11 protein-coding genes are annotated in these 11561 nt (G+C 59.9%); 7 read left to right on the top strand and 4 right to left on the bottom strand.

Annotated elements, in window-relative coordinates; all coding sequences use genetic code 11:
- Positions 1 to 493 precede the first annotated feature (493 nt).
- From RSO01_RS43475 to RSO01_RS43485, 3 genes are all read left to right on the top strand, one after another.
- Positions 494 to 763, top strand: coding sequence for a hypothetical protein (locus RSO01_RS43475; protein ID WP_147156853.1), 270 nt, complete (start codon positions 494 to 496; stop codon positions 761 to 763).
- A gap of 171 nt (positions 764 to 934) precedes the next feature.
- Positions 935 to 3190, top strand: coding sequence for a family 16 glycosylhydrolase (locus RSO01_RS43480; RefSeq protein ID WP_147156854.1), 2256 nt, complete (start codon positions 935 to 937; stop codon positions 3188 to 3190).
- A gap of 399 nt (positions 3191 to 3589) precedes the next feature.
- Complete coding sequence (locus tag RSO01_RS43485) at positions 3590 to 3916, top strand: hypothetical protein (RefSeq protein ID WP_147156855.1); 327 nt, start codon at positions 3590 to 3592, stop codon at positions 3914 to 3916.
- Here RSO01_RS43485 and RSO01_RS43490 read toward each other — a convergent pair.
- Complete coding sequence (locus RSO01_RS43490; protein WP_147156856.1) at positions 3900 to 4229, bottom strand: hypothetical protein; 330 nt, start codon at positions 4227 to 4229, stop codon at positions 3900 to 3902. The two genes, RSO01_RS43485 and RSO01_RS43490, sit on opposite strands and share 17 nt — an antisense overlap.
- 558 nt (positions 4230 to 4787) lie before the next feature.
- On the opposite strand from RSO01_RS43490, the gene RSO01_RS43500 reads away from it, so the two are divergent.
- Genes RSO01_RS43500 through RSO01_RS43510 form a run of 3 tightly spaced genes read left to right on the top strand, consistent with a single transcriptional unit; the run spans position 4788 to position 8541 of the window.
- Positions 4788 to 5399 (top strand): tetratricopeptide repeat protein, encoded by a 612-nt coding sequence (locus tag RSO01_RS43500; protein ID WP_170303811.1) that lies wholly within the window; start codon positions 4788 to 4790, stop codon positions 5397 to 5399.
- Positions 5396 to 7120 (top strand): adenylate/guanylate cyclase domain-containing protein, encoded by a 1725-nt coding sequence (locus RSO01_RS43505; RefSeq protein ID WP_147156858.1) that lies wholly within the window; start codon positions 5396 to 5398, stop codon positions 7118 to 7120. The genes RSO01_RS43500 and RSO01_RS43505 overlap by 4 nt, the downstream gene beginning before the upstream one ends.
- On the top strand, positions 7117 to 8541 hold the full coding sequence (locus RSO01_RS43510) for an adenylate/guanylate cyclase domain-containing protein (protein WP_147156859.1): 1425 nt from the start codon (positions 7117 to 7119) through the stop codon (positions 8539 to 8541). Before RSO01_RS43505 ends, RSO01_RS43510 begins: the two co-directional genes overlap by 4 nt.
- Before the next feature lie 108 nt (positions 8542 to 8649).
- Here the strand turns inward: RSO01_RS43510 and RSO01_RS43515 are convergent, their stop codons facing one another.
- A complete protein-coding gene (locus tag RSO01_RS43515; protein ID WP_147156860.1) occupies positions 8650 to 9000 on the bottom strand; it encodes an ATP dependent DNA ligase in 351 nt (116 codons plus the stop codon).
- Between the two features lie 62 nt (positions 9001 to 9062).
- Complete coding sequence (locus RSO01_RS43520; protein WP_147156861.1) at positions 9063 to 9893, bottom strand: IclR family transcriptional regulator; 831 nt, start codon at positions 9891 to 9893, stop codon at positions 9063 to 9065.
- Positions 9894 to 10303: 410 nt separating this feature from the next.
- Here RSO01_RS43520 and RSO01_RS43525 point away from each other — a divergent pair, with 410 nt between their 5' ends.
- Positions 10304 to 10900: a molybdate ABC transporter substrate-binding protein gene (locus RSO01_RS43525; RefSeq protein ID WP_147156862.1), complete on the top strand. Its 597-nt coding sequence runs from the start codon at positions 10304 to 10306 to the stop codon at positions 10898 to 10900.
- Between the two features lie 244 nt (positions 10901 to 11144).
- Here the strand turns inward: RSO01_RS43525 and RSO01_RS48060 are convergent, their stop codons facing one another.
- Positions 11145 to 11297: a hypothetical protein gene (locus RSO01_RS48060; protein ID WP_170303813.1), complete on the bottom strand. Its 153-nt coding sequence runs from the start codon at positions 11295 to 11297 to the stop codon at positions 11145 to 11147.
- Positions 11298 to 11561: the final 264 nt, after the last annotated feature.

Raw genomic sequence — 11561 nt, forward strand, 5'->3', positions numbered from 1 at the left:
GGTCTACCAGGCCGCGGCGCCCTTTGTGTGCAGGCAGAACCAAACCCGTTCTGGAAGCCGTATGGCGCAATGCTGCTGGGCTCGGGGGCGACGGCTGGGCGCCATCAAGCGCTGGTTCAATTGGCAGTCGGTTAAGACGACGGCGGGCGGCCGACCACCTACACAGTCTCCTACACCGTAGCGCCGGGCGCCCTGGTCGATGGTCAAATCAACCTGGTGCAGTTCAACGCCACCAACGGCGCTAGCCCAACGCTCAACGTAAACAGCCTCGGAGAGCGATCCCGCTTCACACTTACACTCCTACCATTGGCTGGGCTGCGGCCCCTGCGGGAGCGCTCCCGGCCAATGCAATCTCTCGCGTCGCCTACCACAGCAGCAGCGGCACCTATCGTGTACTGGATTTGAGGGGGCAAACACATGGACCCCGGCCGACAGCAGCGCGGCGGGACTCACGTTCACCAACGTTTCCGCATTTTATCAAGTCATCGGAAACATGGTGTTCGCCTACTTCACGCTGACGTTCCCGACCACCTCCAATGGAGCGAACGTTACTATCGGCGGTCTTCCGCTCACCGTGCCGAATCAGGACTACGCGCGGATCGACTCACCCGTGGGCGCGAACACCGTTACGGCGGGCTACACGTTCCGGGCGGTCAAGAATACGGCCACCTTCCAGATCATCAACACAACGTCTGGCCCGTCGATCAACTCGGCATGGAGCACCGCTACCATCCAGGGATGCATCGTGTATCCGATCTCGTGAGTGGTCCCGGGTGGGGCCAACGCCCAATTCCGTCGCTGCCGAGACTGATCCGCGCGTGGACAAGAACGCCCTCCCATGCTCTGAGATACGCCACCGCAGCAAATCACACTACCTTCGCCGCTGGGTTTGTTCTAGCGTTGGTGGTGCGCCAGGAAACAAAGGGGGCAACAGATGACGTCACCGCTCACTCCCGTAGGACCGCCTCTGTTCGAGGACGATTTTCCTGGCTCTGCGCTCAGAACAACACTCTGGCAAGCCTTGCCGAACGGCGCCAATTACAAGGGGCAGACCTGGACCTTTTCGAGTACCGATCCATACACTGCGCCGAAGGGCGGCTTTCCGACGGTGAGCAACAACACGGCTCGTTTTGCGCTGCAGACCTGGGACGGGAAAGACAAAGACCATGCGTTTATAGGCACGGAAGCGCTCAGCATAGATGCCTGGAATCCGACGACCGGCGGCCTTTCGTTCGAAGGCAAGTTCAAGTTCTCAGGAGACGGGACAGGAAATCAGTCCGCCCTGACACAGGGGGGCATGATCATTGGGTTCTTCACGTACGAAAAGAATCCGCCACCGAACGGTTTTCACACCGAGATCGACTTCGAGGTCTTTACCAGCAACCTCAAGGACCCCAATCTGAATCAGGTCTCGACCAATGTCTTCAATGGCTTGCATGACCTCGAGATCTTGAACGAGAAGACAAAGACGAAAATCAAAATCCCTTACGATCCACAGTCCTATCCGAACACAGACCCACTACCAAATGAGGGGTACCATACCTACAAGTTCCAATGGTTCCCCAACTGGATCACTTTCTACATCGACGATAAGCAGCTGCGGACGGTTACCGACCCAAATGCGCTTCCGGTGCCAACCAGAGACCAGCAACTTCACCTCAACATCTGGGGCGCAGGGACGGACTGGGGTCCCGCCAACGGCGATTGGTTCGGGAACCCTGTGGGCGACCGCTCGCTCGGACCGGCACAATCCGGCCCTGGCAAAACCTATTTCGCTGACTTTCAAGCGGTCAGCGTCAACAGGCTGGCGTCCAGTTTCGGCACCGCCACGAATGACGTGCTGGCCGGCAGCGCGCAGAACGATGGCATCGATGGCGGTGACGGCAACGACACGCTGGCCGGCGGGGCTGGTGACGACACCACCATGGGCGGCGCCGGCAACGACGTGATCGACGGCGGCGAGGGCTCGGATACGGCGCTGTATCGGGGGGAACGCAATCGCTACACCGTCGCTTCGACAGCCGCTGGCCTGACGGTCACGGATCACGCCACAAATGATGGCGTCGATATCTTGTCCAACGTCGAGTTCCTGGGCTTCAGCGATCAGACCTTCAGAATGGGCGACAATGGCAATAACGTCATGGCCGGCACGGCGGAAGACGATGCTTTCGATGGCGTCGGTGGCGACGACGTTCTCAGTGGCGGCGCCGGCAATGACACCCTGCTCGGTGGCGACGGCAACGACATCATCGACGGAGGTACCGGCAGGAACATCGTCTCGGGCGGCGCGGGCAGCGACCAGTTCGACTTCAGGTCGGGCCAAAACGCTCTCAGCGATACGCTTGCCGACCTGAATGGCGATACGATCACGGGTTTCGGCTCGGACGATGGGCTGGACATTCAGGGCGTCTCGCTCGGACGCGCAGACTTGAACATCGCCAAGAGCTCCGATGGCGTCACCATCTCGGTCGGCGGCACGAGCTTCAAGATGACCGGAGATTTCTCCGGCGGCGACTTCCTGACGGTGGCGCGCGGCACCGGTGACGACGCTCATACGCTCCTTACCTTCGTGCCCTTCCTGCCTAGCCTCACCGAAGGAGTGCACGTCGACACCGCATCGATCAATGGCGTCGCCAGCGACCCCTTCCTGTTCGGCGACGGCTCCGTCAGGTTCTCGCTCGAGCTCAAATCGGCACAGTCGGCATTCCACAACATGCTGGGCGTCTACGAGGTCGCCGCCGACGGCGCGATCGGCCATGTGCGCATCCTGTTCGCCGATACGCTGAATGTCGCCGGCGCCGCACGGACCGTCGATCTCGGCACGCCCGCCGACGGCGCGCGGCTGGCCTTCTTCCTGATCCAGGACGGATTCGATGCCTATGGCCGGCTGCCGGACGATCTCACGTTCGTGACGCCGGGAACGACCGTTCCAGCCAACATCGCGGGCGACGACGCGGTCACCCTGCACAGCGCCACGCGCGGCGATCTCGGCGCCGTGCCGATCTTCCATTCCAACCCGACCTTCAACCCGCCGGTGTCGAACCAGGCCGCCGTGCAGGTCCTGTCGGGCATCGTAGCCGGCGGCCGAGAATTGCAGATCGGCTTCGAGGACGTTTCCACCCTGACCGGCGACAGCGATTTCCAGGATGTCGTGATCGGCATCCAGGCACTGCACAACGGCATCCTCTGACGTTCGCGAGCGATCCGAGTCGTAGGAGCAGGTCAGCCCAAGTGCAGCAATCGAAGACCTGACCAACTACCCCTGCCAGTTCAACGAACTCTAGCGTGCTCGTCCCACGTTAGCCGCGAGATGCGTGGCGTCTTGGCGCCCCTAGCATCCAAGGTCTGCCATTGGCCCATCTCCGACTAACCGCGCGATGTCGCTGAAGTCTGCAATCGGGGCGGAAGGGGAGATGGATCGGTACGACTTAATGGGTTTTGACCCTAGTCGCGACGCGAGGCCACGTTTATTCCTCGTACAGCTGCTTTGGCTTCTAGCCGGCCTCCTTCGACACGCCGGCTCGACAAACGCTCCAGTGAGTCAGATTTTGACTCTGGCGGCCTGTCATGCGCGGCATTAGGCTGACGAATGAACTTTGCCGAGACGCCCAAGCCGGTGGCCTATTGCGCGGGATGCAGCATGCCCGCGTCGATCGAAGTGGTCGGCACCAGCTGCCGTAACGGCGATTGCAATGGCACCTACAAAGGTGCTGGTGCGGCGACGAATGGGTGCGGTGCGCCGCCTGTGATGGCACCGGCAAGATGGGGACTGCGTTTTGCAAAACCTGTCACGGGTCCGGATGGACACGGCTACGCCCTTGAGCCGATTCACTCGTTCAATCCCAACAGGCATAACAATTGCCGCGACCTCTGGCTTTGGCGCTGGACCCACAGCGAAGTCAGTGGCCACGTTTGAGTAGTCTTGTGATCCTTTGGTAAGTAACGTCGTCCATCCGCGCGTAGGCCTTCGAGGACCATTCTGAATCACGTGTGGTTTGCTCGGGTTTGAACACTTTAGCGAATCGCTCGGCATCAGCATTTTCTTCAAACGCGGCATAGATAGTTGCGCCTTCCGTATGGAACGCGTAGTTGCCAGCCGTGTCCAAACTCAACGCAAGACGTTCTAAGACTGCCCTCGCCGCGAGAATCTTGGTTGATGTGGTGACTTTCAGCTTCACCTCAAAAAGATGCGGACGGTGATGGTCTCGCAGAAAATCTTCCCAAGCCATAATTGGCATTTACTTACCGCGCCTGATCAGGTCCCGCCCGGGGTCCGTTAAGCCTGACACTGTCTCCACGGTGTCGTCGACAGGGTCTGGATGATCGATCGTGACAATGTATCTAGTCGCCGCGCGCGATCTGACAAGAAGGGAGTGTCCTCAGGGTTGCCCCGAGCCCGAGAGCCCGCGCTGCCAGCAGCATGTTTTGCACTGCTGGGTAAATCGAAGCACCTGCGGTTCGGGTCGGTGCGCCACCTTGTAAGCAGGGAGGATCCAGACCGGGGCTTCGGAAAGTCCCGCTAGGTCCGATCTTGAGCGATGGCCGGGCCGACACCGCCGATCTGGAGGCTTCAGTGCACCGCTAAAGAGCGCATCGGAGGTAACTCCTTCTGCCCTTCGTTGAGGCCGTGCAGACCTGCTGTCCGCTCCTGTCCGCGTGATGCACAGGCTAAATATTACTCGAGGGGGTCAGAACGCCTCAGCGAAGCGCGACAGTTCTACTATCGTGCAATTGAAATGGACCCAGGATTTGCCGGTGCATACGCCATGGCCGCATATTGCAATGCCATGATGGTCGGCGTCGCAGGCGCAAAGTTAGATGAGGCTCTAGAGGCAGAAACTTCTGGGCTCGTGAGCCGGGCAGTCGAACTTGACCGTAATGACGCGATCGTTCTAGCGAGGGTGGCGTTCGTACAGGCTCGGTTAGTTCGCGACCTCGGGATCGCCGCTAGCTATAGTGAACGAGCGCATTCCCTCAATCCCAATCTCCCCTTGGCATGGGCCGTCAGTGGCTGGGTGAAGGTGTGGCTCGGCGAAGCAGAGACAGGCATCGAGCACTTTTCTCGTGCGATCAGGCTCAGTCCGCTGGCTGCGGAGGCGCTTCTCGGTTTGGTTGGGAAAGCCCATGCGTACTTCATGGCCGAACGCTCCGAAGAGGCATGGTCAACAGCAGTGGCGGCGACTCAAGAATTTCAAAGTGCCACGGCCTATCGTATCGCCGCTGCCAGTGCGGCCGTCGCCGGGCACCGTGATGAAGCGGCTAAGTATATGGCCCTGTTCCTGAGGCTAGATCCCGATCGGTGTGTATCCAACCTCGCCGACGTGCTTGGTCCGTACCAGCGATCTGAGGATATTGAGCGCTACAAACGAGGCATGCGCCTCGCTGGCTTACCCGAATGACCGAGCAGCGCCGCCTTGCTGCGATACTGGTGGCCGATGTGGTGGGCTACTCGAAGCTCATCGGCAGCGACGAGGCGGGCACACTCGCGGAACTTCAGGTTCTGCGGACCGATTTGATCGAGCCACAGATCGCCAAACACGCTGGGCGGCTGTTTAAGTCGATGGGCGACGGCTTCCTGATCGAGTTCGCCAGCGCTGTTCAGGCCGTGAGCTGCGCCAAGGCGATACAGGATGCCAACGGCGAGGGCCGCTTGCCGCTGCGTATTGGCATTCATGTCGGCGACGTCGTGGTCCAGGGCGACGACCTGATGGGCGATGGGGTGAATGTTGCGGCTCGTGTCGAGGGCATCGCGGAGCCCGGTGGCGTCGCCATCACACGCGCGGTGCATGAGCAGGTGCGAGACAAGCTCGATCTTGGCTTCGTGGACAAGGGCGCGATCGAGCTGAAGAACATCCGGCGCCCGGTGCAGGTTTTCGTGATCGGAGGAACGAAGATCGACAACCAGGCGACTGCTCCTGCGTTGCCCGACAAGCCCTCGATAGCGGTGCCGCCATTCCAGAACATGAGCGGCGATCCAGAACAGGAGTATTTTGCCGACGGGATGGTGGAGGAGATCATCACGGCGCTATCGCGCTTCAAATCCCTGTTCGTCATCGCCCGAAATAGTTCCTTTGCATACAAGGGAAAATCACCCGACATCCGCCAAGCCGGAAAGGCACTGGGTGTTCGATATTTGTTGGAGGGCAGCGTCCGCAAAGCAGGCGGAAAGTTACGCATCACCGGACAACTTATTGACGCCGAAACTGGAAGCCATTTGTGGGCTGATCGGTTCGACGGCGATCTAGCAGATGTTTTCTCGCTTCAAGACCAGATCACAATGAGCGTGGTCGGTTCTGTCGCCCCCAAAATTGGCCAGGCCGAGATTGAGCGAGCGAAGCGCAAGCCAGTCGACAACTTGGACGCAATTGACATGTTCTTACGCGGCATCGCTCAGATGCACGAGCTGACACAAAGATCGTATGAAGAGGCCCTCCGATTGTTCTATCGCACTATCGAGCTTGATGGAGGATTTGCGGCACCATATGGCATGGTCGCTCGCTGCTACGCCTACATAAGAGGCCAGAACTGGTCCGTTGATAAAGATCTCGAAGTTTCAGAAACCCGCCGGATGGCAACGCATGTCGCCACTTTGGGCAGCGATGATGCCCTGGCCTTGTGCTCTGTAGGCTATGCGCTTGTGCGGATCTGCAATGACGACCAGCTAGGTACCGCGATGATTGATCAGGCAATTTCCATTAATGAGAACTTAGCTGTTGCATGGGCCAACCGCGGTGGCATCGGGGTGCTGCTGGGTCAACATGATGCTGCAATCGAGCAGCTGCAAAGATCTTTGCGCCTCAGCCCGCTAGATCCGGAGGCCTACTGGGCCGAAACCACGATAGCTATTGCTCGCACATGCCAGGGCAATAACTCCGCAGCAATAATATGGACGACTAAGGCGCTAGCGCGGCGTCCTGACTACATGGTTGCCTTTTGGGTATCGGCTGTTGCGCACGCATTCTCCGGAAAGCTCGACGACGCTCGCGCTTGCATCGAGCGTATGAGAGATCTAAATCCGGCGATGCGGATGTCCAATCTGAGGGCCTTCATTCCTCTTCGGCGTCCACAAGATGTCGAAAAGACTATCGAGGGAACCAGACTGGCAGGCCTTCCCGAATGACGGAGCAGCGCCGCCTTGCCGCCATCCTGGTAGCTGATGTGGCTGGCTACTCGAAGCTCATGGGTAGCGACGAGGCCGGAACGCTGGCTCAGCTTGAAGCACTGCGTAAGGAGATCATCGGGCCCCAGATCGCCAAACACGCCGGGCGGCTGTTTAAGTCCGTAGGCGACGGCTTCCTGATCGAGTTTGCCAGCGCAGTGCAGGCGGTGAGCTGCGCCAAGGCGATACAGGAGGCTAACGGCGAGGGTCGCCTGCCGCTGCGCATCGGCATCCATGTCGGCGACGTCGTGGTCCAGGGCGATGACCTGATGGGCGACGGGGTGAATGTTGCGGCGCGTGTAGAGGGCATCGCGGACCCCGGTGGCATCGCCATCACACGCGCGGTGCATGAGCAGGTGCGAGACAAGCTGGTTCTGGGTTTCACTGACAAGGGCGAGATCGAGCTGAAGAACATCCAGCGGCCGGTGCAGGTTTTCGTGATCGGAGGGGCGAAGGTCGCTGGTCAGGCGACTGTTCTGCCGCTACCCGACAAGCCCTCCATCGCCGTGTTGCCATTTAAGAATATGAGCGGAAATGCCGAACAGCAGTACTTTGCCGACAGAATGGTGGAGGACATCATTACGGCGCTTTCCCGCATTCCGTCGCTGTTCGTGATCGCCCGCAACTCCAGCTTCGCCTATAAGGGCAAGTCAATCGACATCCGCCACGTAGGCCGCGAATTGGGCGTGCGCTATCTGATGGAAGGCAGCGTCCGCAAGGCCGGCTCACGCCTGCGGATTAACGGCCAGCTAATCGAGGCTGAAACCGGGGTTCATCTCTGGGCCGACAGCTTCGACAGTGTCTTGGAAGAGGTGTTCGAGCTGCAGGATCGTGTGACGATGGCCGTCGCTGGGGCCATCGAGCCATCTGTGACACAGGCCGAGATCAGGCGGGCCAACCGCAAGCCAACCGAAAACCTACAGGCCTACGACTGGCTGCTGCGCGCGCGCGGCGAGCAGCAATTGTTCTCGCGCGACGGCTTCGATCAAGCCATAAACATGGCGCGGCGGGCCATCGAACTCGATCCGCGCTTTGCGCAGGCCTACGGCTGTCTTGGGAGCTGTATCAGTTTTCGCAGGACCCTTGGCTGGATGCGGGATGAGGAAGCTGAGACTGCCGAAGGTGTCCGCCTCGCTCATATGGCGGTGCAGTTAGCGCCAAATGATCCCATCGTGCTGACCGACGCGGGCGTCGCGGTAGCAAATCTCGCCCGAGACCAAGCGACGGCCATAGCGTGGTTCGATCGACTCGATGACGTCGAGCGGAAGTCCGGTGTCGTCATCCTGACCTCGGTGGAAATGACCGATCAGGAGAAGAACGTTGTCGTTCGCCAACTACTTCAACTGTCTGGCGCACCGGCGGCGCTATTGGATAGACGATGACGAACCTAAAAAGCCTTTCTGAGGACGGTTGAAATACGGGCTGGGCTCGATTTCACTGCGACCGCCCGCGACCAGGAATGTTGCGTGATCAGGGGCAACGCGGTGCCCTCATCTCTTGTAGGGCGGATGCGGCACTCTCCGCACGACCTGTTTCCCTGGCTTGTCCTCGCGCTGCGCTTCGTAGGAGACCTGCCGTAGAAGGTTGTCCTCGGTCCAGGTAAGATAGGTCACCTCGACGACCAGTTTTGGCTTCACCCAGTGAACCTTAACGAGTTTCAGGGGCGAGCCGAATCGGCTGTCGCGGGGTGGCGGCTCGGCAAGGGGCATCTTCGGCACTGCCAACGGCTTCAGCACGCCCGCCAAGCGCTTCAGCTCCTTTACCGTCACGCCGGTGCCGACTCGCCACGCGTAGTGCAGGCGGCCATCGTCAGTGTAGTACCCCAGCAGCAGCGCGACGATGTGCGACCGGCTGCCCTCCGAGTCGGTCCGACCACGAACTCCTCGCGCCCAGTTCCCGCGGTCTAGCTGCGCGGTGAGGCGGCTACTCTGCGGAGTGCTACTTCAATCATCTCGGCGTGCATGCGAAGCCGAGCAACAATTTCCTCGGTGCGCGTGGGCGACATCCGGCGCGATACTGGAGTGATGGTCAGAGCGCCGTGAGCCGCGCCACTAACAGATCGGATCACCACCGATACGGCACTTGCTCCTAGGGAAAGGGCTCTTGCGCGCGCGGCAAAGCCTTTCGCTCGGGCTATCGACACCTCCTGCAGGATCGCTTGCGTCGATACGCCATAACGAGAGAAGCGCAACCGGTTCTTGGCTAGTACGGCGCGCGCTGTGTCGGTCTGCATGCCTGATAGAATTGCAATTCCGGCATTGGTGACACCAAGGGGGCGGCGTTCTCCGACATCCCAAGCGAGCACTTGAATGGGGTAGGTCCCAAGTTGCCTTGCCACGCAGACAGTATCCAGTTCCACACGTCGTGTGAGAAAGCCGGTGTCGCCGATTTCACGGACGGCAGCCCTCAGATGGGGGCCTGCGATGTCGAGCAGGGGATCGCGTGTCCGGCGGGCCAATGCCAGCAGCGGTATCTGCTCGCCAACGACATACCGTCGGGTGCTCGGTCGTTGCTCGACGATGCCTTCCGCAACTAGGACGCTGAGTATGCGATGCGTAGTAGGGCGAGTAAGTTGCGTATGCGTCGAAATCTCGGTGAGCCCCAGACCGGTCTCGCGGGCAGTCGCCAGAATGCGCAACACCGCCATCGCTCTCTGAATGCTCTGCGTCCCGCCCGGCAGATCACTGGACGACGTGTCAACCCTAGTCCTATCGCGATGGCTATTAATGACCATGAGTGACGCGCCTCGAATGCGAGGTGAAATGTGTTCATCACGCTGACATGTCGTACCGACCCAGTCCACAATGTGGAAACAATTGCCCCTTTTCAATTGCGTGAAATGCCATTCACCGCGGAATGTGGCTCGGAGAAATTTGGCTGGATCACATGTTGGATGGCGGTTCGAACTGACGCCCCGCAGCCAACAGGCTTTCGCCGACCGATACACATGGACGGAGAGGATGAAATGAACCGCCGCAGAGTTCTAAGAGTCTCTATGACAATCGCCTTGGCTCTTACCGTGTTTGGCACCCTTGCCGGAAGTAGAGCGGCCGCCGCTGAAATCAAGGTTCTGAGCGCCGTGGCTTTGCACCCTGCAATTGACGCACTGATACCGGATTTCGAAAATTCGTCGGGTCACAAAGTATCGCCTACAGCACGGCGGGCGGCGTCGCGGAACGTGTTCAACGGGGTGAGGCAGTCGATCTTGTGATTAGCGCCGCGCCACGAATCGAGCAACTTCAACCGCACGGCAAAGTCGTGGGGGGCGACCGTACCATTATCGCGAAGGTCGGTGTGGGCGCGTTTGTGCGCAAGGGCACCGCGAAGCCCGACATCAGTTCGGCCGACGCCTTCAAACGCTCGATGTTGGCCGCCCGGTCAATTGCTTATCCTGATCCGGCCGGCGGTGGCGCCAGTGGCATCTATGTGGCCAGCTTGCTCGAACGATTGGGCATCGCTGGAGAAATGAAACCCAAGACCAGGCTGCTTCCCCCCACGGAAGCGCTGTACGGAAGCGTTGCCCGCGGCGACGTTGAAATCGGATTCAATCAAATCAGCGAAATATTGGCTCAACCAACCGTCGACCTCGCTGGCCCGTTGCCGTCAGCGATTCAGAACTACACCCAGTTCGCCCCCGGCATCGTTACGGGCAGCAATCAGGCTCACGCTGCAAAGGCGCTGGTCGATTTCCTTTCCTCGCCCGCTGCCCAGGCCGTTCTGAAAGCCAAGGGCTTCGAGTAAGAACCAAGTGGCGGTGCTTCTGCAAAACGACGCGGCGCGGCGTCGCAAAACCATTTCTAATCGCGCCAGCAGCTCAGGAGTAGCCATTATTCTTTGAAACCCGATACAGCTCCGACATCGCCGCCACAAACTCGAAGTCTGACCGCTGTAAGACCGGCACGCCGTTAGCATTGAGGGCGCAGAGCTCGCCGTCGAGATAGGCGGATTTGACCGGGAGCCGCTGCAGAGCCTCTACCGTGCGCCCCTAGCGGTGCGACCAATCCAGGCCGCTGCGCGTCAGCAGCACCGCCTTGCCGCCGTCGATCCGGGCGTGCATGCGATAGCCGTCATATTTGATCTCGTGGACCCACTCCTTGCCCGTCGGCGCCTCGTCTACCAGGCGCGTTAACTGGGGCATGATCCATTTGGCGGCTTAGCTGTCGATCCCACAGAGGTACTGAAGCATAACTGGATCGGATCTTCATCAATGCCTGCGCCCCGCGCCTTATGCTAAGTGGCGCGTCCCTTAGAGCAGGAGGTATCCCCCAGATGCCCCTGCAACAAGTCCCAAGGGGGCCGGTGGACGCCTGCATTTACTCCGGGGTGTCTACCGGTCTCCCGGCTTGCTCTAATTTTTTGAGCCTGGGAGTGCCCCGGAGAACGAGCCTGACTCCAGATGTTC

The organism is Reyranella soli, assembly GCF_007992495.1.
Taxonomy (GTDB): Bacteria; Pseudomonadota; Alphaproteobacteria; order Reyranellales; family Reyranellaceae; genus Reyranella; species Reyranella soli.

Bases quoted from the DNA above. Each gene is read 5' to 3' on its own strand.
- RSO01_RS43475 (WP_147156853.1), top strand. From the start codon at position 494: ATGGTGTTCGCCTACTTCACGCTGACGTTCCCGACCACCTCCAATGGA.
- RSO01_RS43480 (WP_147156854.1), top strand. From the start codon at position 935: ATGACGTCACCGCTCACTCCCGTAGGACCGCCTCTGTTCGAGGACGAT.
- RSO01_RS43485 (WP_147156855.1), top strand. From the start codon at position 3,590: ATGAACTTTGCCGAGACGCCCAAGCCGGTGGCCTATTGCGCGGGATGC.
- RSO01_RS43490 (WP_147156856.1), bottom strand. From the start codon at position 4,229: ATGGCTTGGGAAGATTTTCTGCGAGACCATCACCGTCCGCATCTTTTT.
- RSO01_RS43500 (WP_170303811.1), top strand. From the start codon at position 4,788: ATGATGGTCGGCGTCGCAGGCGCAAAGTTAGATGAGGCTCTAGAGGCA.
- RSO01_RS43505 (WP_147156858.1), top strand. From the start codon at position 5,396: ATGACCGAGCAGCGCCGCCTTGCTGCGATACTGGTGGCCGATGTGGTG.
- RSO01_RS43510 (WP_147156859.1), top strand. From the start codon at position 7,117: ATGACGGAGCAGCGCCGCCTTGCCGCCATCCTGGTAGCTGATGTGGCT.
- RSO01_RS43520 (WP_147156861.1), bottom strand. From the start codon at position 9,893: ATGGTCATTAATAGCCATCGCGATAGGACTAGGGTTGACACGTCGTCC.
- RSO01_RS48060 (WP_170303813.1), bottom strand. From the start codon at position 11,297: ATGCCCCAGTTAACGCGCCTGGTAGACGAGGCGCCGACGGGCAAGGAG.